A 21507-nucleotide genomic window follows, 5' to 3' on the forward strand; every position below is an offset into this window, starting at 1 on the left:
GTCGACGCCGGGTATTCGCCCGGCGTTCGCCCATCCACGCGCCCAAACACAAGAGGCGGCGGCCATGGACCTCGACCCGCTGATCCTGTCGCGGATTCAGTTCGCGTTCACGATCTCCTTCCACATCCTGTTCCCCAGCTTCACGGTCGGGCTCGCCTGCTGGATCGCGCTTCTGGAAGCGCTGTGGGTCGGCACCGGCAAGGGCATCTACCGCAGCCTGTCGGAGTTCTGGACCCGCATCTTCGCGCTGTCCTTCGGTCTGGGCGTGGTGTCGGGCATCGTCATGTCCTACCAGTTCGGCACCAACTGGAGCCGCTGGTCCGACACCGTGGGCAACGTGCTGGGTCCGCTGATCCAGTACGAGGTGGTGACCGCCTTCTTCCTCGAGGCCGCCTTCCTCGGCATCCTGCTGTTCGGGCGCGACCGGGTGCCGCGCGGCATCCACCTGATGGCGGCCTGTCTGGTGGCGCTGGGCACGCTGCTGTCGTCCTTCTGGATCCTGTCGGCCAACAGCTGGATGCACACCCCGGCCGGCTTCGAGATCAGGGACGGCCGCTATTTCGTCACCGACTGGTGGCAGGTGGTGTTCAACCCGTCCTTCCCCTATCGCCTCGCCCACATGGTGACGGCGATGTTCCTGACCACCAGCTTCGTCGTCGCCGGCATCAGCGCCTTCTACCTGCTGAAGCGCCGGCATTTCGACCATGCCAGGCTGGGGCTCGGCATGGCGCTCGCCCTCATCACCGTGCTGGCGCCCCTGCAGATCTTCCTCGGCGACGAGCATGGGCTGAACACGCTGGAGCATCAGCCGGCCAAGATCGCGGCGATGGAAGGCAATTGGGAGGGCGGTCCGCGCGCCCCGCTGGTCCTCTTCGCCATCCCCGACGTGGAGGCGGAAACCAACCGGCTGGAGATCGGCATCCCCGCTTTGTCCAGCCTGATCCTGACCCACGATTTCAACGGCAGCGTTCCCGGCCTGAAGCAGTTCCCGGCCGACGAGCGCCCCGACCCGCGCATCGTCTTCTGGACCTTCCGCCTGATGGTCGGCATCGGCTTCCTGATGCTGACGGTGGCGGCGGTGCATCTGGGCTTGCGTTTCCGCGGCCGGCTCTACAGCAGCGACTGGTTCAACCGCATCCTGGTTGGCTGCATGCCCATCGGCTTCGTCGCCATCCTGGCCGGCTGGTTCACCACCGAGATCGGGCGTCAGCCCTGGGTCGTTTACGGCCATCTGCGCACCGCCGACGCGGTGACCCCGTCGCTGACCACCGAGGCGGCGCTGGTCTCGCTGGTCTCCTTCGTCGTCGCCTACACCATCATCTACGGCGCCGGGACCTATTACCTGATCCGCCTGCTGCGCGCCGGCCCGGCGCTTGTCCACGACGCCCGGCCGCCGCCGGAGGCGCAGAGCCCGAAGCGCCCACTGTCGGCCGCCGACCCGTCCATCGAAGCCGCGGAGTGAGCCCCATGCAGGAAATTGCGGAAGGAAGCCTGCTGACCCTGATCTGGGTTGGGATCGTCGGCTTCGCGGTGTTCATGTATGTGCTGATGGACGGCTTCGACCTCGGCATCGGCATCCTCTACCCCTTCGCCCCGACGGAGGAGGACCGCGACACCATGATGAACACGGTGGCGCCGGTCTGGGACTTCAACGAGACCTGGCTGGTCCTGGGCGGGGCGGGGCTGTTCGCAGCCTTCCCCATCGCCTATGCCGTGGTCCTGCCGGCGATGTACATCCCGCTGCTGGTCATGCTGATCGCCCTGATCTTCCGCGGCGTGGCCTTCGAATTCCGCTTCAAGGCGCGGGCGGGCCGGCACTGGTGGAACCGCTCCTTCTTCGTCGGGTCGCTGCTGGCCACCTTCGCCCAGGGTGTCGTGCTCGGCTCCTTCATCCAGGGCATCCCGGTCTATGAGCGGCAGTTCGTCGGCGGCATGCTGCACTGGCTCTCCCCCTTCGCCCTGTTCTGCGGCGCGGCGCTGGTGGTCGGCTATGCGCTGTTGGGGGCGACCTGGCTGATCTGGCGGACCATCGGGCCGTTGCAGGACTGGTGTTTCCGCATGGCGCGGCGGCTGATGCTGGTGGTTCTCGTCGGCGTCGCCGCGGTCAGCCTGTGGACGCCCTTCCTGCTGCCGCAGATCGCTGAGCGCTGGTTCTCGCTGCCCAACCTGTTCTTCCTGGCGCCGGTGCCCATCGTCACCGCGGTGCTGGCCTTCGCCCTGTGGCGGGCCATCGACAACAGCCGGGAGGTGGCCCCCTTCGTGCTGTCGATGGCGCTGTTCGCCCTGTCCTACCTCGGCCTCGCCATCAGCCTGTGGCCGCATCTGATCCCCCCCGGCGTCACCGTGTGGGAGGCGGCGGCCCCGCCCAGGACGCAGGTGTTCCTGCTGGTCGGCATGGCCTTCCTGATCCCGTCGATCCTGGGCTACACCGCCTATTCCTACTGGGTCTTCCGCGGAAAGGTGACGGGGGCCTTCGGATACCATTGAGCGGAGGAGGCGCCCCGGCATAAAAAGGGCGCCTTCGGACGGGAAAGGGATCCGCCATGGACAACGACATCAGCTTCGCCGAGGCCATGCTGCGCCGTGGCGCCGGCCTGCTGGACGCGGAGGCGGATGCGCCGGGCGGCGATCCCTTCGCCGTGCTGGCCCGCCTGCTGGCCGCCGCCGCGGCGACCGACGCGCCGCTGGTGGTGCTAAGCGAGGGCGGCAGCCACCCCGCCCTGTTCGACGAGGCCAACCGCCGCGCGGGCGAGCCGCTGACCGCCCGCCTCGCCGGCCTTGCCGCCACCCGCCAGGGCGAGCGCGCCACCATGTACGAGTTCGACGGCACCGGCCCGCTGACCGGCAACCGCATCGTCGCCGCCCTGTTGCGGCCGGAGCAGCGGCCCGACCTGCTGCATGTCTACATCGCCGTCGGCCGCCTGCGCGGCGGCGAGGCGCAGATCACCGTGCCGCCCGCCCTGCTGCGCTTCGACGCCGCCGCGCTGGGCCAGACGCTGGCGCTGCTGGGCGATGCGGTGTCGCGCAGCCCGAATGCCGCCACCGCGGCGCTGGCTCATGCCGCCGCCATCCTGCCGATGGAGGGCCATGAGCAGGGCGGCATGCCGGCGGCCCTGCTGGACCTCTACTGGCATGCGCTGACCCTTGCGTCGGTGCGCGCCGCAGGCGGCGCTGGGGCGTCGGTGCGCGCCGCCAGCGGCGCGGCCGGGGGATTGGCCGGGATGACGCCGGAGGGGAATGCGTAAAGGTACCGGGGGCAGCCTCCGCTCCCGCTTTTGCACAAAATCCACCGATGCAAGAAATAATTCCTATAATCTCCGCAGGATTCCCCCCTGCCTGCGGAGCGACGCCATGGCCCTCGACAGCCGTACCCTTGCAAACGACCATTTCCCGGTGTGGGCGGAGGAGCCGCCGGTGCCGTCCGAAGGCTCTCTGGTCCCCGGTTCGCAGTTCCATGAGGAACAATGGATCATGGCCGCCGGCATGCTGGCGCGCGGCAGCAGCTTCCTCTATGTCGCCCGCGCCATGGGATGCAGCCGGACGACGCTGTGGCGCGCTTATTACGGCTCCAAGGATTTCCGTCATAGGGTCTGGTGGGAGCGGCAGGCGCTGAACCGCGAGGCCGACCTGCGCCTGTCGTCGCTGCGCAGTCTGGTGGTCGAGCAGATCGAACGGCTGGTCTCCTCCGGCGATCCCTCGACCGTGCGCTGGCTCGCCGAGCGGCTCGGTCTCTTCGCCGGTCTCGATGCTCCAGCCGCTAAGCGACACACCATGCAACCGGTTCGTCAGCCCGTCCCCGTCGCCGCCCCCGAACTCGACGACATCCCCGCGGATTGCCCTCTCTCCCCCGCTCACGCGCAAACGGAGTTTGCGCTGACGCGACAGGCGGACCTTCGGTCCGCCGAAAGCGGGGAGAGGGAGGGGACCCACGCCGCAGGCGTGGGGAGGGTGAGGGGGCCGGCGCGCGATCCGCGCGCCGCCAAGGGGCATGCTGCCCCTTGGCAATCCCCTGGCGCGGTCGTTCCGTCCGCGCTGCCCCCCTCACCCAACCCTCTCCCCAGGGGGGAGAGGGCTTATAAGCTGTCGCCTTGCCCAACCGCTCTGCCGCGCCACCGGTAGGCGGCGGATGGAACAGCCGCCAAAAACCGTTCCACGCTGTTCCACCTCTCCCGCCGGCCCCCCGCCGGCTACGCTTCGCATCGTCCCCGAGGAGGCCTTTGCCCCGCCGCTCTTTTGCAAATCGTTTGAAACTCTTTCCCGTGCTGCCGATCTGGTGACAGAGTTAACGTCAGTGAAATACTGCGTCACATCGTCACCAGTTCAACGGGAGCAGCCATGCGCCAGCGCCTCCGCTTCTATCTCGGGGACGAGCTTCGGGAGATCGATGCGGTCGATCCCACCCTGACGGTGCTCGACTGGCTGCGCCTGTCGGAACGGCGGGTCGGCACCAAGGAAGGCTGTGCCGAGGGCGATTGCGGCGCCTGCACCGTGGTGGTCGGGCGGCTGGACGGCGATACCCTGCGCTACGAGGCGGTGAACGCCTGCATCCGCTTCCTCGCCACGCTGGACGGCTGCCGCCTGCTGACGGTGGAGCATCTGAAGGGTCCGGACGGCGCGCTGCATCCGGTGCAGCAGGCGATGGTCGATTGCCACGGCTCGCAATGCGGCTTCTGCACGCCCGGCTTCGTCATGTCGCTGCTGGCGCTCTACCTGAACGAGGAGCGGCCGGACGGCCAACGGATCGACGACGCGCTTGCCGGCAACCTGTGCCGCTGCACCGGCTACGAGCCCATTGTCCGCGCCGCCCACGCCATGTACGACATCGCCGACCGGTCGGGCGACCGCTTCGCCGACCGCGCCGCCATGGCGGAAAAGCTGAAGGCCCTGCGCGACGAGGAAATCCTCAGCGTCGGCGCCGCCGGGCGCCGCTTCCTGGCTCCGGCCACCGTGCCGCAGCTGGCGCAGCTCCTGCTCGACAACCCCGGCGCCACCATCGTGGCCGGGGCGACCGATGTCGGGCTGTGGGTGACCAAGTTCCAGCGCGTGCTGGCAACGGTGGTCTACACCGGCCGGGTCCGCGCCCTGCGGCGGATCGAGGATCGCGGCGACGCGCTGGTGATTGGGGCCGGCGTCACCTACAGCGATGCGGCGGAGCGGATCGCGGCGCTCTATCCCGATTTCGGCGAGCTGATCCGCCGCATCGGCGCGGAGCAGGTGCGCAACATGGGCACCATCGGCGGCAACGTCGCCAACGGCTCCCCCATCGGCGACACGCCGCCGGCCCTGATCGCCTGCGGCGCCACCCTGCGGCTGCGGCGCGGCGAGGAGACGCGCGAGCTGCCGCTGGAGGACTACTTCATCGAATACGGCAAGCAGGACCGCCGCGACGGCGAATTCGTCGAGGCGGTGATCCTGCCCAAACCGGCGGCGGGGGAGCGGTTCCGTGCCTACAAGATCGCCAAGCGCTTCGACCAGGACATCTCCGCCGTCTGCGGCGCCTTCCGCCTGACGCTCGACGGCGAGGGCCGGGTGGCCGACATCCGCATCGCCTTCGGCGGCATGGCCGGCACGCCCAAACGCGCCGCCGGGGCCGAGGCGGTGCTGCTGGGTCGCCACTGGACCGAGGAAACAGTGCGGCTGGGGATGGAGGCGCTGGCGGGGGACTACGCGCCGCTGTCCGACTGGCGGGCCAGTGCCGGCTATCGGTCGGCCGTGGCCGCGAATTTGCTGATGAAGCTGTATGTCGAGACCAGCGACCCGGCGGCGGAGACCCGTCTGGTCGGCGACCGGAGGCTTGCACATGCCTGATTCCATGGCGCCTGACATCACGACCCCCATCGCACCCGCTGCCACCCCGGACCGGATCCCGGAGCGCATCAAGGGCGCCGTCCACGACTCCCGCCGGCACGAGAGCGCCCACAAGCATGTCAGCGGCGAGGCGGTCTATGTCGACGACATCGCCGAGCCCGCCGGCCTGCTGCATGTCTATCTCGGCCTCGGCAGCCGGGCCCATGCGCGCATCCGCGCCATCGACCTGTCGCCGGTCAGGCAGGCCCCCGGCGTGGTGGCGGTCTTCACCGCCGAAGACGTGCCGGGGGTCAACGACATCGGCTGCATGGGCAAGCATGACGAGCCGCTGTTCGCGTCATCCCTGGTCGAGCATGTCGGCCAGCCGATCTTCGCCGTCGCCGCCGAAACCCGCGACCAGGCCCGCCGCGCCGCCAAGCTGGCGGTGGTCGAGTATGAGGATCTGCCGGCAATCCTGACCATCGCCGCCGCCCGCGACGGCGAGCGGACCTTGGTGACCCCGCCGATGACTCTCCGGGTCGGCGATGCCGATGCGGCGCTGGCCGCGGCGGCGCATCGCGTGGAAGGCCGGCTCGCCATCGGCGGGCAGGAGCATTTCTACCTGGAAAGCCAGATCGCCATGGCGGTGCCGGGCGAGGATGGCGAGGTGCTGATCCACGTCTCGACCCAGCATCCGACGGAGGTCCAGCACATCGTCGCCCATGTGCTGGACCTGCCCAGCGCCGCGGTGACGGTGGAGGTGCGCCGTATGGGCGGCGGCTTCGGCGGCAAGGAGACGCAGTCGAACCTGTTCGCCGCCTGCACCGCCCTGGTCGCCAAACGCACCGGACGCGCCGCCAAGCTGCGCCCCGACCGCGACGACGATTTCCAGATCACCGGCAAGCGCCATGATTTCGAGATCGACTATAGCGTCGGCTTCGACGGCAGCGGGCTGATCCAGGGCGTCGACATGCTGTTCGCCGCCCGCGCCGGCTATGCCGCCGACCTGTCCGGCCCGGTGACCGACCGCGCGCTCTTCCATGCCGACAACGGCTATTTCTACCCGGCGGCGCGGCTGGCCTCCCTGCCGCTGAAGACCAACACCGTGTCCAACACCGCCTTCCGCGGTTTCGGCGGCCCGCAGGGCATGGTGGCGGCGGAGCGGGTGATTGACGAGATCGCCTATGCGCTGGGCAAGGACCCGCTGGAGATCCGCAAGCGGAACTTCTACGGCACCGATCCCGGGACGGACGGCCGCAGCCTGACGCCCTATCACCAGACCGTCACCGACAACATCCTGCCCGAACTGGTGGCGCAGCTTGAGGAGAGCAGCGGCTACTGGACAAGGCGGGAGGAGATCCGCGTCTTCAACGCCGGCGGCCGCATCCTGCGCAAGGGGCTGGCGCTGACGCCGGTGAAGTTCGGCATCTCCTTCACCGCCAGCCATTACAATCAGGCCGGCGCCCTGGTCCATGTCTACACCGACGGCAGCATCCAGCTGAACCATGGCGGGATCGAGATGGGGCAGGGGCTCTACACCAAGGTCGCCCAGGTGGTGGCGGAGGAGTTCCAGGTCGACATCGCCACCATCCGCCCGACCGCCACCAACACCGGCAAGGTGCCCAACACCTCGGCCACCGCGGCATCCTCCGGCTCCGACCTGAACGGCAAGGCGGCGCAGGCGGCGGCCCGGACCATCAAGGAGCGGCTGGTCGCCTTCGCGGCGGAGAACTGGGGCGTGGCGCCGGACGCGGTGCGGTTCGAGCGCAACCGGGTGCTGGTCGGCGACCGTGACATGAGCTTCGCCGATCTGGTGCGCGCGGCCTACATGGCGCGGGTGCAGCTGTCGGCCACCGGATTCTACAAGACGCCGAAGATCCATTGGGACCGGGCGGCCGGACGCGGCACGCCCTTCTACTATTTCGCCTATGGCGCCGCCTGCGCCGAGGTGACGGTGGACACGCTGACCGGCGAATATGTCGTCGACCGGGTGGACATTCTGCATGACTGCGGCCGGTCGCTGAACCCGGCGATCGACAAGGGCCAGATCGAGGGCGGCTTCGTCCAGGGCATGGGCTGGCTGACCATGGAGGAGCTGTGGTGGGACGGGCAGGGCCGCCTGCGCACCCATGCCCCCAGCACCTACAAGATCCCGGCCTGTTCCGATCGCCCGCGCATCTTCAATGTGGCGCTCCTGGAAAACGCGCCGAACCGCGAGGACACCATCTTCCGCTCCAAGGCGGTGGGCGAACCGCCCTTCATGCTGGGCATGTCGGTCTTCCACGCCCTGTCCGACGCGGTGGCGAGCCTCGCCGGGCATCGCCTCTGTCCGCGGCTGGATGCGCCGGCCACGCCGGAACGCGTGCTGGCCTGTATCGCCGCCCTGCGGGGTCGGGAGGCGGCGTCTCCCCAACCATGATATCCCTCTCCACCATTCTCTCCGACTGGCTGTCCAAGGGCGCTCCCGCCATCCTCGTCACCGTCGCCGAGGCGCGCGGCTCCACCCCGCGGGAGGAAGGGGCCGGCATGCTGGTGGGGCGGGAAGCCTGCGCCGGCACCGTCGGCGGCGGCCGGCTGGAATGGACCGCCATCGCCGCCGCGCGGCGGATGCTGGAGGATGGCAGCGCCGCCGAAACGCTCGACCTTCCGCTGGGGCCGGCGACCGGGCAGTGCTGCGGCGGGCATGTGGTGCTGCGGCTGGAGCGCGCTGACGCCGGCACCGTCGCCGCCCTGGAGGAACTCGAACGCAGGATGCTGGCGGCGCGGCCGACCCTGCTGCTGTTCGGCGCCGGCCATGTCGGACGCGCCATGGCGACGGCCTTCGCGCCCTTGCCGCTGCGCCTGCTGTGGATCGACGGCCGGGCGCAGGAGTTTCCCGAAACGATCCCTGCGGGGGTGGAGCGCATCCTGACCGACAGCCCGCTCGACCCGCTGGCGAACGCACCGTCCGGGTCCGGCTATCTGGTGCTGACCCACAGCCACGCGCTGGACTTCGAGATCGCCGAGGTGGCCCTGCGGCGCGGCGATGCGGCCTATGTCGGCATGATCGGCTCGGCGACGAAGCGCGCGAAGTTCGAACGCTGGTTCCGGGCCCGCGGGCGGGAGGTGGACGCGCTGGCGGGCCTGACCTGTCCCATCGGTGCCGCGCTGATCGGCGACAAGCGTCCGGAGGTGATCGCGGCCCTCGCCGCGGCGGAACTGCTGGTGGCGCTGGCGAAGCCCTCCCAAATCCCCCTCTCCCCCCCGGGGAGAGGGTCGGGGTGAGGGGGATGCATGGCGAGGATCTCGTCGGCTGCGCCGAACCCCCTCATCCTAACCTTCTCCCCGCTTTCGGCGGATCTTCGATCCGCCTGTCGCGTCAGCGCAAACGAAGTTTGCGCGTGAGCGGGGGGAGAAGGGACTTTGGCGGGAAAGGGCACCCCTCTCATCCCATCGCCTCCGCCCCCGACACCAGCTCGATCAGCTCATTCGTGACCTGCTCCTGGCGCAGGTGGCGCGCCGTGGCGGTCAATCCGTCCAGCGTGGTTTCGATGTTGTGCCGGGCCGTCATCATGGTGGAGAGGCGCGCCGCATTCTCGGCGGCGAAGCTCTCCATCGCGGCATCGGCAAGCAGGGCGAAGACATACTCGTCCACAAGCCGGGCGATCAGCTCGCGCGGCGGCATGTTGATCAGCGGCGGCACCGGCCGGGCGCCGTCCCGCGGTAGCCCAAGCGGCAGCAGCGGTCGGCGCACCGGTTCCGGCGGCGCACCGCCCTCGGTCCGGCCATAGAGAAGTTCCACCCGGCCCAGCCGCCCCTCCGCTGCGGCGCGGTAGAGCGCCTCGGCGATGTGCCGGGCAGTGGCGGTGACACCATCGGTGTTGGTCGCCATCGCCGTGCTCCACTCCGGCGGGCGTCCGCGCTCCTCCAGCAGGATGGCGCCGCGCAACCCCACCACCCACAGCGCGCAGCCGGGCGGGGCGACCAGCGCGGCATCGACCAGCCTTTCGGCGAAGGCGCCGACGAAGCCGTGCTCCGGCGCGAACAGCACCAGCGCCGAATGACCGTGCTGCCCGTCCGCCGGCCACTGGACCGGCACGTCGTCCAGCAGGGCCGCCGCCTGGGCCAGCGCCCCGGCGATCACCTCGGCATAGGCGCGGGTTCCCGCCAGCGTGCCGAGCGCCTGCTGCAGCCGCATGGCGGCGAGGGAGCGCATGACGTCGGTCACCGCCTCCAGCTCCTGCACGCTGGCCCGCCGGGCCTCGACATCGGCCAGCCGCTCGCTCATGGCATCTCTCCGCCTGTCTCTCCGCCAAGCCCGGCGGCGGCTTGGGCGGCGGCCTGGGCGATCAGGTCGCGCAGCGCCGTCTTGGTGGCGTCGTCCAGCGACTCGCCGATCTTCGGCGGGCGGGCGGCGACCAGTCCGGCCAGCGCCGCCTGGAAGCGGGGAATCGCCTCCAGCGGCATTCCGTCCAGCGTGCCGTCGGCGAGCGCCAGCAGCTGCGCCGCCTGGACCGCCAGCGGCCGGGGCGACAGGTGGCGCTGGGCCAGCAGGACGCGCATGCGCTGGCCGTGCGCCACCGCCTTGCGGGTCCGTTCGTCCACCAGCCCGCCGAAGCGGGTGAAGACCTCCAGTTCCAGGAACTGGGCGTAGTCGAGCCGCAGCGGTTCGGCCAGAGCACGCAGCACCGGCGGCTGCGCCTTGCCGCCGACGCGCGACACGCTGCGGCCGATGTCCACTGCCGGCTTCTGCCCTTCGTAGAACAGCTTGGCGTCCAGGCAGACCTGACCGTCGGTGATCGAGATCAGGTTGGTCGGGATGTAGGCCGACAGGTTGCCGCCCTGGGTCTCGGCGATGGGCAGCGCCGTCAGCGACCCGCCGCCCCGGGCCGGGCTGAGCTTGGCGGCACGCTCCAGCAGGCGGCTGTGCAGGTAGAACACGTCGCCCGGATAGGCCTCCCGCCCCGGCGGGCGGCGCAGCAGAAGCGACAATTGGCGGTGGACCGCCGCATGCTTGGACAGATCGTCGACGATGACCAGGGCGTGGCGGCCGCTGTCGCGGAAATGCTCGGCCATGGTGAATCCGGCATAGGGGGCCAGCCATTGCAGGCCGGGGGCGGAATCGGCGGCGGCGACGACGAACAGGGTGCGCGCCGCCGCCCCGCCCTGGCGCACCGCCTCGATGGCCGCACGGACGCCCGACGCCTTCTGGCCGACGGCGACATAGACGCAGAACACGTCATCATCCGTCTGGTTGAGGATGGCGTCCACCGCGATGGCGGTCTTGCCGGTGGCGCGGTCGCCGATCAGCAGCTCGCGCTGGCCGCGGCCGAGCGGGAACATGGCGTCGATCACCGCGGTGCCGGTCAGCAGCGGTTCGGACACCGCCGCCCGCTCCGCGATGGTCGGGGCGGGGCGCTCCACCGGCTCCCAGCGCTCGGCCTCCAACGGCGGTCCGTCGTCCAGCGGGTTGCCGAGCGGATCGATCACCCGGCCCATCAGCCCGTCGCCGACCGGTACGCGCAGCACCGTCCCGGTGCCGTGGACAGTGCCGCCGGCCATGACCGCCGCAGCATCGCCCAGCAGGACGCAACCGATCCGGTCGTCCAGATCCATGGCGAGCCCGGCGACCCCGCCGGGGAACAGCAGCAGTTCGTCAACCCGGACGTCGGGCAGGCCGGAGACATGGGCGATGCCGTCGCCCACCGACTCCACGCGCCCGACCGATTCCAGCCGTGCAGCGGTCTCCAGCCCATCGAGCCGGCGCAGCGTGCCCGGCATCCAGGCGTCGAGCGCCTCCTCAAGCGACGGCGTCGGCACTGTGTCTTGCGGAGTCATGACGCATCATCTCCTCCTTCGCCTCTGCCAGCGCCTGCTTCCAGCTGCGGCGGACGACGCTGTGGGCAAAATGCAGCTCCACCCCGGCGATCAGCGACGGGTCCCCGACCAACTCCAGGGCCACCGGCCGGCCGAGTGCCGCCGCAAGCCGGTCGCGCATCCGGGCGGTGTCGCCTTCCGGCAGCGGGGCGGCGGCAGCAAGCCGCACCGGCACCGGGTCGGTCCCATCGGCCAGGGCATGGCGTTGGGGCGGGCTCAAAGACTCCACCGCCGCGCAGGCCTCGTCCAGCAGCGGCACGGTCAAGACAGCGGCGGGGGCGTCGCGCAGAAGCCGGGTCGCCAGACGGATGCCGAGATCGGCGGCATGGCGCTGCAAAGCCTCCAGCGCCTGCGCCCGCTCTTCGGCCAGCCGGCTGCGCACCTCCTCCAGCGCATGGTCGGCCTCGCCCCTGGCCTTTTCCAGCAGGGCGGCGCGTTCGGCCTCCGCCTCGGCGCGGGCGGCGGCGATCAGGCGGTCGCGCTCGGCGGGCAGGGCGGTGCGCTGGTCCTCCAGGCTTTGGCGCGCGGCTTCGGCGGCTTGGCGCGCGGCCTCGGCCTCGCTGCGGACGCGCTCGGTGGCGGCCTGCCGCTCGGCGATCACCGCCAGGACCGGCCGGTAGAGGAAGCGGCGCAGCAGCCAGACCAGGATCAGGAAATTGACCGCCTGGAGCAGAAGGGTCCAACCGTCGATGTGCATGACGGACCTCGCGGTTGCGGCACTCAGGCGAACGGATTGGCGAACAGCAGAAGCAGCGCCACGACGAGGCAGTAGATCGCCATCGTCTCGATCATCGCCAGACCGACGAACAGGGTGCGCGACAGGGTGCTGGCGGCCTCCGGCTGGCGGGCGATGGCCTCCATCGCGGCGGCGACGGCGCGGCCCTCGGCCAGCGCCGGGCCGATGGCGCCGACCGACACCGCCAGTGCCGCGCCCAGGATGCTGATGGCATGCACGTCCATGGTTGCTACCCTTTCTCGATGGTGCCGACGGCGCCGCCGATGAAGACCGCGGCGAGAATGGTGAAGATGTACGCCTGGACGAGGCCCAGCAGCAGCTCCAGCGCCATCAGCGGCACCGGCACGAACAGCCCGGCCAGCGACAGCACGATGGCGATGACGAACTCCCCGCTCATCACATTGCCGAACAGGCGGATCGACAGAGAGAAGGCGCGCGTCAGCTCCGACAGCAGGTTCAGCGGCAGCAGAAGCGGGGTTGGGTGGGCGAAGCCCTTCAGATAGCTCCACAGGCCGCGCCGGCGGATGCCAAGCACCTGCGATGCCAGCAGCACGATCAGCGCCAGCGCCGCCGCCGTCTCCAGGAAGGCGGTCGGTGCCTTCAACCCCGGCACCAGCCCCGACAGGTTGGCGACCGCCAGATAGAGGAACAGCGTGCCCAGCAGCGGCAGGAAGGGGGTGGCATCGGTCTGCATCGTCTCGGCGATCTGCCGGCGCGCCGTCTCCACCACCAGTTCCAGCACGGTCTGGACCGGGCCGGGCCGCTCCACCCGTAACCGCCGGGTTGCCAGTGCGGAGCCCAGCGCCATCGCCGCCATCAGTCCCCAGGTGACGACGACCGGCAACGTCACCGGGACCGGGCCCAGCAGGAAGACGATCGGCGTCGTCAGCGGGGATTCCGTCATGGCATCCTCTCCTGCGGCCCCTCCAGCGCTCCCTCCTGCATCCGCCGCTCGTGCCGGACCACGACGCTGCGCGCCAGCTGGAAACCGGCCAGCATCGCCAGCAACGCCTCCGCCCCGCCCCAGACCGCAGCGATGGTGAAGCCGGCGGTGGCGCCGGCCAGCCGCAGCAGATAGAGCGGCATCGCTCGCCGCACCCCGCCCACCGCATAGAGCCGCGCCGTCGCCGCCAGCCCGCGGAAGAACAGGGTGCCGAGCGTCAGGCCGGCCAGGGCCCCGGCAATGATCGGGAGCAGGTAGGGCGGCACTGTCATGTCAGCGTTCCTGTTCGATGCGGTTCCAGGCGAGCCAGCCGCCGAGCGCGACGCCTGCGACCAGCAGCGCCGCCGTCCAGAAGATCCCGCCGCCGGCCCGCTCGTCGAGCCAGCGTCCGGCGAACAGCCCGGCCAGGGTCGGGACGATCACCAGCCAGCCGAGCGCCCCGATCAGGGCGAGGTTGCGGCCTATCGGCCGTTCGCCCTCGCGCTGCCAGTGCTCCCGCCGTTCGCGGTGGCGGCGAACGTTGCCGGGAAGCGGGTCCTTGTCGTCGGTCATGGCCTGTCCTCCCCGCCGTCCGCGGTGGGTGCGAATGGACCGGTGGGGCGCCGGTCCGGCCGCAGATAGGCCAGGATGTGGCGGACCGCCGCCAGATGCATGCGGCGGGCGCCGGAGCGGGCCTCCCCCTCCTCCTCCACAGTGCGGCGAAAGCGGGCGAGCACGTCGCGCTCCAGCACACGCAGGTCGTCGCCCGGCACCGCCTCGCGCGTCGCCACCGCGACCTGCGCGCCGCCGTGGATGGTCAGCACCCCGCCGCGCACGGCGCAATGACCTTCCCGGCCGTCGGCGGTGCGCCAGCTGATGACGGAGATGGCGAGGGCGGTCAGCAGATCGGCATGGCCGGGCCAGATGCCGAAGGCGCCGCTGGCATCCTCCGCCCGCAGGTGGCGGATGCCGGTGAGCTTTGCGGCGACGGAGGTTGGAGTTGTGACGATGAGGGAAAGGTCGTTCATCCCGTCCTCCCGGCGCGGTCGCGCTCGCGGATCTGGTCCAGGGTGCCGGTCATGAAGAAGGCGCTCTCGGCCCAGTCGTCGCACTGGCCGTCGAGGATGGCGCGGCATCCCTTCAGCGTTTCCTCCAGCGGTACGCTGACGCCGCCATGGCCGGTGAAGGCCTCCGTCACCAGGAAGGGCTGGGTCAGGAAGCGCTGCAGACGACGGGCGCGGCGCACGGCCAGCCGGTCGGCGGCGCTCAGCTCCTCCATTCCCAGCAGGGCGATGACGTCCTGCAATTCGCGGTAATGGGCGATGGTCTTGCGCACCTCCTCCGCCAGCCGGTAATGCGCCTCGCCCACCACCAGCGGGTCGAGCAGGCTGGAGGTGGAGCCGAGCGGATCGACCGCCGGATAGAGCCCTTCCGCCGCCATGGCGCGCGACAGCACGATGGAACTGTCAAGATGGCTGAACAGCTCCGCCACCGCCGGATCGCTGAAATCGTCGGCCGGGACATAGACCGCCTGGATCGCCGTCACCACAGCGCCGGGGGTGGAGGCGACGCGCTCCTCAAGCTCGGCGATCTCGCTGGCCAGCGTGGGCTGGTAGCCGACGCGGGACGGCAGGCGGCCCAGCAGGCCCGACACCTCCGCGCCGGCCTGGACGAAGCGGAAGACATTGTCCATCAGCAGCAGCACGTCCAGCATCTCCTCGTCGCGGAAATGCTCGGCGATGGTCAGGGCGGTCAGGCCGACGCGCCAGCGCGCGCCCGGCGGCTCGTTCATCTGGCCGAAGACGAGTGCCGTGCGGCCCAGCACGCCGGACCGCTTCATCTCCTCCCAAAGCTCCTGCCCCTCGCGGGACCGTTCGCCGATGCCGGCGAAGACGGAGATGCCGGTGTGGCGCTCCACCATCTTGCGGATCAGTTCCATCACCAGCACGGTCTTGCCGACACCGGCGCCACCGAACATCGCCGCCTTGCCGCCGCGGGCCATCGGGGCCAGCAGGTCGATCACCTTGATGCCGGTCTCCATCAGGTCGCGGCGCGGACTGCGGCGGGCCAGCGGCGGTGGCGGACGGTGGATCGGCGAGCGCGGCGTGCCGGGCGGCAGCTCCGGTCCGTCGTCGCGCGCAAGCCCCATCACGTCGAGCAGACGGCCCAGCACCGCTTCGCCCACCGGGGCGGTCAGCGGGCCGCCGGTGGGTCGCGCGAGTGTGCCGCGCCGCAGGCCTGACGTGCCCTGCAGGGCGATGGCGCGAGCGGTCCGGGCGTCCAGATGGCTCTGCACCTCCGCCACCAGCCGCTCCGGGCCGTCCCACAGAATTTCCACGGCGTCGAACAACGGCGGCAGGGCTGATTCAGGAAAGCGCAGGTCGATGACGGAGCCGCGGACGGCGACCACCTGTCCCGGTTCCGGATGCGGATCCGGGGCGGCGGGCCTGTCGGCGGAGGCTTCGGCGGAAGACTGAACGGACATGGTCACTCCGGCCGGTTGGGCAGGATGGGAACCGTGCAGGATGGCGGTGGCGACGGCGGCGTTGCGGAAAGAAACCCCACCCGGCCTTCCCCCGTTGGGCGGGGGAAGGGGCGCCGGGGAGCGGCGCCGTCGGGGTGGAGGGCAACGCGTCAACCAGATCGACCACCAGACCCAAGAATAGACCCCTTCGCCGCATTGCGGCATTGCGTCAAATCAAACCCTGTGCCCACAAATTGTCTTAGCCGGCGCGGAGAGCGGCCTCCTGTCTTCGACCGAGCGCCCGGTCCTCCGCCCGGATTCGCACAGCGAGCATCGCCGCGTTGAGGAGGGAGAAGAGAAGAGCCTAGCCGGCCATGCCGAAGGCGAGCGGAAGAGCGGCGATCTCCACCGCGACCTCCAGATAGTTGGGATGGTTGGTGAAGCGGTAGGGGCCGGTGCGGACCGGCGGCGCTCCGTCGAGCACGACGATCCGGGTGGTCCAGCGCCGCCCCAGCGTCGCCTGCACCCAGAGGCGGATCGTCTGCATGGCGAGGAGGACCGCCAGCCAAGCCGGCGCGACGGGTAAGATGCCCGCCGTTCCCGGAGTCCGCAGCGGGCCTCCCAGTGCGGCATCCCAGAGGCCGGCCAGCCACCCGACATGCAGCAGCACCATCCACGGGTAATGGCCGCGCCCATGTTCCTGCGCACCTTGGGCCAACAGCGCCGCGCGGTTGCGCCGGTCGATGACCAGTTCGCTGAGGCGCTGCGCCGTCACCAGCAGCATGACGAAGATCGGAACTGTCATGGCCTGCGCCGTCATTGCGGACCCCGCCGCATCGTGATCAGGTTGGCGGCAAAACCGGGGCCGAGCGCCAGAAGCGCCACCCGGTCCGGCAACCCCGCCCGGCGCGCCCGGTCCAGCACGAACAGCACTGTGGGGGCGGACATGTTGCCGTGATCGGCCAGCACCGCCCGTTCATGGTCGAGGCTGCCGGTCTCCAGCCGCAGCACCTCTTCCAGCGCCGCCAGCACGCGGGTGCCGCCGGGATGGCAGATGAAGCGGCCGATCCGCTCCTCCTCCGCTTCGCATTGGGCGAGCAGCCGGGCAAGGGCGGGGCGGAGATGGGTCTGCAGGAATTGCGGCAGCGCCGCCGACAGCACGATGCCGAAACCGCCATCGTCGATGCGCCAGCCCATGATGTCCCGCGACCGCGGGAACAGATGCTGGCCGGCACCGTCGATGACGGCGAAGGCGCGCTCTTCCGCACCGCCGCGCAGCACGCAGGCGGCGGCACCGTCGCCGAACAGGGCGGTCGCCACCAGATTGGCGCGGCTGCCGTCATCCTGCCGGAAGGCGAGGCTGCACAGCTCCATGGTCACGAACAGCACGGTGCGGCCGGGGGGTGCCGCCAGCCGCGCGGCGGTCGCCAGCCCCGCCACGCCGCCAGCACAGCCGAGCCCGAACAGCGGCAGCCGCTCGATGTCGGGCCGGAAGCCCATGGCCTCGGCGAGCTGCGCTTCCAGGCTCGGCACCGCGAAGCCGGACGAGGAGGAGACGACCACGCAATCGACCTCCGCCGGAGCGACGCCGGCATCCGCCAGGGCCGCGCTCGCCGCCTGGACGAACAGGGACTCCGCCGCCTGCCGATAGGCGCCCATGCGGTCGCTCCAGCCATGGGGGGTGGCGTACCAGTCTGCCGGACGGGCGCAGTGCCGCCGGGCGATGCCGGTGTTGGCGAAAACCCGCTCGAACTGGGGGAACCCGGCAAGCCGGTCGCCGAAGATGCGGGTGGTGAGGAGGGCGGCCTCCTCCTGGGACAGGACATGGGGCGGCAGGCCGAGGCCCAAGCCAAGCAAAGCCACGGGTGGGAACACGGGGGGGCGGCTCCATTCAGGACATCGCGGTCGCAAGCGGGATGCTGGCGGTGCGGCGGGTGGGGAACACGCCGGTGGGGCCGTCTATTCGCTGCCGCCGAGGGCCCGAAAAAACTTATCTGCGACCGAATAGCCGCCGGGGGTGGCGTGTTGTCCGCCAGCGCCGCGATACGGCGAACCGTCCCCCCCGAATTCCAGGAGAAGTCATGAAGAGCGTTTACGCCAAGGCTGGAAGCAGCGTCCTTGCCGGCCTGCTGTGCGCCGCCGTTCTCGGCGCCGGTCTGCTGGTCTCCGTCTCCGCCCGTGCCATGGGCGACGACACCACCCCGACCTGCAAGCCGGGGGAGGTCTATGACAAGAAGACGAAGCAGTGCGTGAAGCAGAGCGGTGCCAACCTCACCGACGACAACATCGCCGACTACGCCTATTCGCTGGCGAAGGCGGAGCGCTATCAGGAGGCGCTGAACATCCTCGCGATGGCGCGCAATCAGGACAGCCCGGTCGTGCTGAATTACCGCGGCTATGCCACTCGCAAGCTGGGCCGCGTCGACGAGGGCATCGGCTATTACCTGAAGTCGGTGGCTGCCGACCCCTCCTACGCCAAGGTCCGGGAATATCTCGGGGAAGCCTACATGCTCAAGGGGCGTTCCGATCTGGCGCGGGAGCAACTGGCGGCGATCCGTTCGATCTGCGGCACCGGATGCGAGGAGTATCGCGACCTGGAAGAGGCCATCGCCGCGCCGGCCAGGGGCTGACGTCACCGGCGGGGGCGCTTTACCTCCCCGTGCGGGGGCGTTCCCGCCGCTTTGTTCGGTCACCGGAAAGGCGGATGATGGCTATCGTCGAGAGCGGTCGTGAGGCATATGGTTGGTCGCGGCCGGGACAGTGCCGAAAGGACCGGATCGGCCCGGATGCCATGCGAGGGAGCGGTGAGATCGCAAGCGAAGCGGAAGTCAGGCACGGCTTGTCCGTCACCTTGCCGCGCCTTTGGCGCTATGGCTTCGTCCTGTCGCGGCAGCGCGACTGGGCGGACGATCTCGTGCAGCAGACCTGCTTGCGGGCATTGGAGCGGCACGGCCAATTCCAACCCGGGTCCCGCATCGACCATTGGCTGTTCGCCATCCTGAATTCGGTCTGGCTGAACGAGGTCCGGGCCCGGCGGGTCCGCTTCGGCCAGGGAACCGTCGAGGCGGAGACGAGCCTGGAAGTCGACGGCGCGCGCGAGACCGAGGCGAAGGTTCTGGCAGGCCAAGTGATGAGGCTGGTCGGCGATCTGCCGGAAGCGCAGCGGGCGGCGGTGTTTCTCGCCTATGTGGAGGGTCTGACCTACCGCGAGGTCGCTGCGGTTCTCGACGTGCCGGTCGGAACGGTGATGAGCCGTCTGGCGGCGGCGCGGGCAAAGCTGGCGGACAGGATGAGCGACGGAGCGGTAAAATGACCGGAGAGAACGACGACCCCCCGATGCCCTCCGACGAGGAACTGACCGCCTTCATCGACGGCGAACTGGAGGAGGAGCATCGCGCCCGCCTGCTCGACCTGATCGAGCGCGATCCGGCGGTCGCCGCGAGGGTGGAGCATCTTTCCCGCGCCAGCCTGCCCTATAGCGAGGCATTCCAGCCCCTGCTCGACGTCGCCCCGACGGCGGACCTGCAACGCATGCTCGACGGAGTGGCCGCGCCGCCGGTTGCCGCCAACGCGGTCGTTCCGCTGACACGCCGCCGTCTGTTCGGCGCCATCGCCGCGTCGGTGATGGCGGGCGTGCTGGGCGACCGGCTTCTGGTCCGGCTGTTCGGAACCGGCGACGGCGACGAGTTGGCCGACGATGACGGCGGGCCTGACCGGGAGCACCACTGGCATGGCGTGGTCGCGCAATATATGGGGTTGTACACGCGGGAAACGCTGGGCGCCGCCACGCCCGGCCACGACGCCCAGTCGGCACAGCTCGCTGCCCTGAACCGGCCGCTCAACCTGTCCCTGACGCCGGAGGCGGTGGAGGTCGCCGGAGCGGAATTCCGCCGCGCGCAAATTCTGTCCTACGACGACATGCCGCTCGCCCAGATCACCTATCTCGATCCGCGCAGCGGCCCGCTGGCGCTCTGCATCCTGCGCCGCTCCGGCACCGTGCGCGGGGTGGAGCAGGAAATGCGTGGCGGGCTGTCCATCGCCTATTGGAACGGGCCGGACCATGCCGCCCTGCTGATCGGCCGGCTGCCTCCCCAGGATTTGACGGCCAAGGCCGAAGCGGTCCGGGGGCGGCTGGCGATCTGATACGCGTGCCGATCCGGCCGGGACAGGCTCGCCAATGGCGGCTCCGTCCCGGCCGGAAAAGCCTCAGCCCATGAGAGCCCTCAGCCGATCTCGAACTTGATGCCCTGGGCGAGCGGCAGCGCGGAGGAGTAGTTCACCGTCGCGGTCTGGCGGCGCATGTAGGCCTTCCACGAGTCGGACCCGGACTCGCGGCCGCCGCCGGTCTCCTTCTCGCCGCCGAAGGCGCCGCCGATCTCCGCACCGCTGGGACCGATGTTGACGTTGGCGATGCCGCAATCGGACCCGGCGGCCGACAGGAAGCGCTCCGTCTCACGCAGGTCGGTGGAGAAGATGCAGGAGGACAGCCCCTGCGGCACGGCGTTTTGAAGCGCGATGGCTTCCTCCAGCGTGTCGTAGGTCAGGACATAGAGGATCGGCGCGAAGGTCTCGTGCCGGACCACCTCGGTCTGGGCCGGCATCTCGACGATGGCCGGGGTGACGTAATAGGCGTTGGGGAAGCGGTCGGTGAGGGTGCGCTCGCCGCCGGCCACCGTGCCGCCCTCGGCCTTGGCGGCTTCCAGCGCCCGCTGCATCGCCTTGAAGGCGTCGGCGTCGACCAGCGGACCCATCAGCACGCCGGCCTCCAGCGGGCTGCCGATCGGAACGGAGGCGTAGGCCGCCTTCAGGCGCGGCAGCAGCTGGTCCTTGACCGAGCGGTGAACGATCAGGCGGCGCAGCGTGGTGCAGCGCTGGCCGCAGGTGCCGACGGCGGAGAACAGGATGGCGCGCAGCGCCATGTCGAGGTCGGCCGACGGCGCGACGATCATGGCGTTGTTGCCGCCCAGCTCCAGGATCGAGCGGCCGAAGCGCTCAGCCACCACCTTGGCGACCTCGCGGCCCATGCGGGTCGAGCCGGTGGCCGAGACGATGGGGAAGCCGGGGTGGGCGACCAGCGCCTCGCCGACCTCACGGCCGCCCTGGATGATCTGGGACAGGTTAGCCGGCGCGTCGCCGAAGCGGGCGACGGCGCGGTCGAAGATCACCTGGCAGGCGGCGGCGGTCAGCGGGGTCTTTTCCGACGGCTTCCAGACGACCGGGTCGCCGCAGACCAGCGCCAGGGCGGCGTTCCACGACCACACCGCCACCGGGAAGTTGAAGGCGGAGATGACGAGGCAGGGGCCGGCCGGGTGCCAGGTCTCGCGCATCGTATGGCCCGGACGCTCCGACGCGATGGTCAGGCCGTAGAGCTGGCGGGACAGGCCGACGGCGAAGTCGCAGATGTCGATCATCTCCTGCACTTCGCCCAGGCCTTCCTGGTAAATCTTGCCGGCTTCCAGCGAAACCAGACGGCCCAGATCCTCCTTGGCGGCGCGCAGTTCCTCGCCCAGCAGGCGGACCAGTTCGCCGCGGCGCGGGGCCGGCACCGAGCGCCACGCCTCGAAGGCGCGGGCGGCGTTGGCGACGATGTCCGAAACCTGCGACGGCGCGGTCTCCGCCACCGTGGCGAGCGTGGCGCCGTCGACCGGCGAACGGGCGGTGAGCCCGGCTCCGCTGGAGGTCAGGCCGAAACGGGAGAGGATGTCGCTGTGCTGCACCGGGGTGGCTCCTTGGGTCAAAAAG

21 protein-coding genes and 1 pseudogene are annotated in these 21507 nt (G+C 70.4%); 10 read left to right on the forward strand and 12 right to left on the reverse strand.

The annotated features are described in order from the left end of the window. Positions 1–64: 64 nt before the first annotated feature. From ABNQ40_RS10380 to xdhC, 7 genes are all read left to right on the forward strand, one after another. Positions 65–1462, forward strand: coding sequence for a cytochrome ubiquinol oxidase subunit I (locus ABNQ40_RS10380; protein WP_109049617.1), 1398 nt, complete (start codon positions 65–67; stop codon positions 1460–1462). A 5-nt stretch (positions 1463–1467) separates the two neighbouring features. After that, complete coding sequence (gene cydB, locus ABNQ40_RS10385) at positions 1468–2487, forward strand: cytochrome d ubiquinol oxidase subunit II (protein ID WP_109049618.1); 1020 nt, start codon at positions 1468–1470, stop codon at positions 2485–2487. A gap of 56 nt (positions 2488–2543) precedes the next feature. Further along, entirely contained in the window at positions 2544–3245 is a 702-nt protein-coding gene (locus tag ABNQ40_RS10390; RefSeq protein WP_109049619.1) for a hypothetical protein, read from the forward strand. A gap of 106 nt (positions 3246–3351) precedes the next feature. After that, positions 3352–4119 (forward strand): hypothetical protein, encoded by a 768-nt coding sequence (locus ABNQ40_RS10395; RefSeq protein WP_391346417.1) that lies wholly within the window; start codon positions 3352–3354, stop codon positions 4117–4119. A 216-nt stretch (positions 4120–4335) separates the two neighbouring features. Next, positions 4336–5808, forward strand: a complete 1473-nt coding sequence (xdhA, locus tag ABNQ40_RS10400; protein ID WP_109048227.1) for a xanthine dehydrogenase small subunit — start codon at positions 4336–4338, stop codon at positions 5806–5808. Continuing rightward, positions 5801–8206 (forward strand): xanthine dehydrogenase molybdopterin binding subunit, encoded by a 2406-nt coding sequence (gene xdhB / locus ABNQ40_RS10405; protein WP_247879593.1) that lies wholly within the window; start codon positions 5801–5803, stop codon positions 8204–8206. Before xdhA ends, xdhB begins: the two co-directional genes overlap by 8 nt. Continuing rightward, the gene (gene xdhC / locus ABNQ40_RS10410) at positions 8203–9051 is read left to right on the forward strand and encodes a xanthine dehydrogenase accessory protein XdhC (RefSeq protein ID WP_109048228.1); all 849 of its coding nucleotides are present in this window, start codon (positions 8203–8205) and stop codon (positions 9049–9051) included. Before xdhB ends, xdhC begins: the two co-directional genes overlap by 4 nt. A gap of 160 nt (positions 9052–9211) precedes the next feature. Here the strand turns inward: xdhC and ABNQ40_RS10415 are convergent, their stop codons facing one another. From ABNQ40_RS10415 to ABNQ40_RS10465, 11 genes and pseudogenes are all read right to left on the reverse strand, one after another. Continuing rightward, positions 9212–10054 carry a FoF1 ATP synthase subunit gamma gene (locus tag ABNQ40_RS10415; protein WP_109048735.1) on the reverse strand — a complete coding sequence of 281 codons (843 nt, stop codon included), beginning with the start codon at positions 10052–10054 and terminating at the stop codon, positions 9212–9214. After that, positions 10051–11604, reverse strand: a complete 1554-nt coding sequence (locus tag ABNQ40_RS10420; RefSeq protein WP_109048734.1) for a F0F1 ATP synthase subunit alpha — start codon at positions 11602–11604, stop codon at positions 10051–10053. The genes ABNQ40_RS10415 and ABNQ40_RS10420 overlap by 4 nt, the downstream gene beginning before the upstream one ends. Then, positions 11567–12340 (reverse strand): F0F1 ATP synthase subunit delta, encoded by a 774-nt coding sequence (locus ABNQ40_RS10425; protein ID WP_109048733.1) that lies wholly within the window; start codon positions 12338–12340, stop codon positions 11567–11569. Before ABNQ40_RS10425 ends, ABNQ40_RS10420 begins: the two co-directional genes overlap by 38 nt. Positions 12341–12363: 23 nt before the next feature. After that, positions 12364–12603 carry a F0F1 ATP synthase subunit C gene (locus tag ABNQ40_RS10430; protein ID WP_109048732.1) on the reverse strand — a complete coding sequence of 80 codons (240 nt, stop codon included), beginning with the start codon at positions 12601–12603 and terminating at the stop codon, positions 12364–12366. Positions 12604–12608: 5 nt separating this feature from the next. Beyond that, entirely contained in the window at positions 12609–13283 is a 675-nt protein-coding gene (locus ABNQ40_RS10435; protein WP_109048731.1) for a F0F1 ATP synthase subunit A, read from the reverse strand. Next, on the reverse strand, positions 13280–13594 hold the full coding sequence (locus ABNQ40_RS10440) for an ATP synthase subunit I (RefSeq protein WP_109048730.1): 315 nt from the start codon (positions 13592–13594) through the stop codon (positions 13280–13282). The genes ABNQ40_RS10435 and ABNQ40_RS10440 overlap by 4 nt, the downstream gene beginning before the upstream one ends. A gap of 1 nt (position 13595) precedes the next feature. Continuing rightward, positions 13596–13874: an AtpZ/AtpI family protein gene (locus ABNQ40_RS10445; RefSeq protein WP_109048729.1), complete on the reverse strand. Its 279-nt coding sequence runs from the start codon at positions 13872–13874 to the stop codon at positions 13596–13598. Beyond that, positions 13871–14329, reverse strand: a complete 459-nt coding sequence (locus ABNQ40_RS10450) for a F0F1 ATP synthase subunit epsilon (protein ID WP_109048728.1) — start codon at positions 14327–14329, stop codon at positions 13871–13873. The genes ABNQ40_RS10445 and ABNQ40_RS10450 overlap by 4 nt, the downstream gene beginning before the upstream one ends. Beyond that, positions 14326–15786 carry a F0F1 ATP synthase subunit beta gene (gene atpD / locus ABNQ40_RS10455; protein ID WP_109048727.1) on the reverse strand — a complete coding sequence of 487 codons (1461 nt, stop codon included), beginning with the start codon at positions 15784–15786 and terminating at the stop codon, positions 14326–14328. Before atpD ends, ABNQ40_RS10450 begins: the two co-directional genes overlap by 4 nt. A 238-nt stretch (positions 15787–16024) precedes the next feature. Further along, positions 16025–16570: pseudogene (locus tag ABNQ40_RS10460) on the reverse strand (isoprenylcysteine carboxyl methyltransferase family protein). Positions 16571–16581: 11 nt separating this feature from the next. Next, the gene (locus ABNQ40_RS10465) at positions 16582–17640 is read right to left on the reverse strand and encodes a type III polyketide synthase (RefSeq protein WP_391346429.1); all 1059 of its coding nucleotides are present in this window, start codon (positions 17638–17640) and stop codon (positions 16582–16584) included. A 206-nt stretch (positions 17641–17846) separates the two neighbouring features. Between ABNQ40_RS10465 and ABNQ40_RS10470 the strand changes: the two genes are divergently transcribed. The 3 genes from ABNQ40_RS10470 to ABNQ40_RS10480 all read left to right on the forward strand — a co-directional run bounded on the left by ABNQ40_RS10470 (position 17847) and on the right by ABNQ40_RS10480 (position 19908). Next, positions 17847–18395, forward strand: coding sequence for a tetratricopeptide repeat protein (locus ABNQ40_RS10470; RefSeq protein ID WP_391346432.1), 549 nt, complete (start codon positions 17847–17849; stop codon positions 18393–18395). A gap of 77 nt (positions 18396–18472) precedes the next feature. After that, on the forward strand, positions 18473–19078 hold the full coding sequence (locus tag ABNQ40_RS10475) for an RNA polymerase sigma factor (RefSeq protein ID WP_391347404.1): 606 nt from the start codon (positions 18473–18475) through the stop codon (positions 19076–19078). Beyond that, the gene (locus tag ABNQ40_RS10480; protein WP_391346435.1) at positions 19075–19908 is read left to right on the forward strand and encodes an anti-sigma factor family protein; all 834 of its coding nucleotides are present in this window, start codon (positions 19075–19077) and stop codon (positions 19906–19908) included. The genes ABNQ40_RS10475 and ABNQ40_RS10480 overlap by 4 nt, the downstream gene beginning before the upstream one ends. An 80-nt stretch (positions 19909–19988) precedes the next feature. Here ABNQ40_RS10480 and ABNQ40_RS10485 read toward each other — a convergent pair whose 3' ends face one another. After that, the gene (locus ABNQ40_RS10485) at positions 19989–21482 is read right to left on the reverse strand and encodes an aldehyde dehydrogenase family protein (RefSeq protein WP_391346437.1); all 1494 of its coding nucleotides are present in this window, start codon (positions 21480–21482) and stop codon (positions 19989–19991) included. Positions 21483–21507: the final 25 nt, after the last annotated feature.

This window comes from Azospirillum sp. A23 (assembly GCF_042938965.1).
GTDB lineage: Bacteria > Pseudomonadota > Alphaproteobacteria > Azospirillales > Azospirillaceae > Azospirillum > Azospirillum melinis.

Coding starts and splice junctions, on each gene's coding strand:
- ABNQ40_RS10380 (WP_109049617.1), top strand. CDS start 65: ATGGACCTCGACCCGCTGATCCTGTCGCGGATTCAGTTCGCGTTCACG.
- cydB (WP_109049618.1), top strand. CDS start 1,468: ATGCAGGAAATTGCGGAAGGAAGCCTGCTGACCCTGATCTGGGTTGGG.
- ABNQ40_RS10390 (WP_109049619.1), top strand. CDS start 2,544: ATGGACAACGACATCAGCTTCGCCGAGGCCATGCTGCGCCGTGGCGCC.
- ABNQ40_RS10395 (WP_391346417.1), top strand. CDS start 3,352: ATGGCCCTCGACAGCCGTACCCTTGCAAACGACCATTTCCCGGTGTGG.
- xdhA (WP_109048227.1), top strand. CDS start 4,336: ATGCGCCAGCGCCTCCGCTTCTATCTCGGGGACGAGCTTCGGGAGATC.
- xdhB (WP_247879593.1), top strand. CDS start 5,801: ATGCCTGATTCCATGGCGCCTGACATCACGACCCCCATCGCACCCGCT.
- xdhC (WP_109048228.1), top strand. CDS start 8,203: ATGATATCCCTCTCCACCATTCTCTCCGACTGGCTGTCCAAGGGCGCT.
- ABNQ40_RS10415 (WP_109048735.1), bottom strand. CDS start 10,054: ATGAGCGAGCGGCTGGCCGATGTCGAGGCCCGGCGGGCCAGCGTGCAG.
- ABNQ40_RS10420 (WP_109048734.1), bottom strand. CDS start 11,604: ATGACTCCGCAAGACACAGTGCCGACGCCGTCGCTTGAGGAGGCGCTC.
- ABNQ40_RS10425 (WP_109048733.1), bottom strand. CDS start 12,340: ATGCACATCGACGGTTGGACCCTTCTGCTCCAGGCGGTCAATTTCCTG.
- ABNQ40_RS10430 (WP_109048732.1), bottom strand. CDS start 12,603: ATGGACGTGCATGCCATCAGCATCCTGGGCGCGGCACTGGCGGTGTCG.
- ABNQ40_RS10435 (WP_109048731.1), bottom strand. CDS start 13,283: ATGACGGAATCCCCGCTGACGACGCCGATCGTCTTCCTGCTGGGCCCG.
- ABNQ40_RS10440 (WP_109048730.1), bottom strand. CDS start 13,594: ATGACAGTGCCGCCCTACCTGCTCCCGATCATTGCCGGGGCCCTGGCC.
- ABNQ40_RS10445 (WP_109048729.1), bottom strand. CDS start 13,874: ATGACCGACGACAAGGACCCGCTTCCCGGCAACGTTCGCCGCCACCGC.
- ABNQ40_RS10450 (WP_109048728.1), bottom strand. CDS start 14,329: ATGAACGACCTTTCCCTCATCGTCACAACTCCAACCTCCGTCGCCGCA.
- atpD (WP_109048727.1), bottom strand. CDS start 15,786: ATGTCCGTTCAGTCTTCCGCCGAAGCCTCCGCCGACAGGCCCGCCGCC.
- ABNQ40_RS10470 (WP_391346432.1), top strand. CDS start 17,847: ATGAAGAGCGTTTACGCCAAGGCTGGAAGCAGCGTCCTTGCCGGCCTG.
- ABNQ40_RS10475 (WP_391347404.1), top strand. CDS start 18,473: ATGGCTATCGTCGAGAGCGGTCGTGAGGCATATGGTTGGTCGCGGCCG.
- ABNQ40_RS10480 (WP_391346435.1), top strand. CDS start 19,075: ATGACCGGAGAGAACGACGACCCCCCGATGCCCTCCGACGAGGAACTG.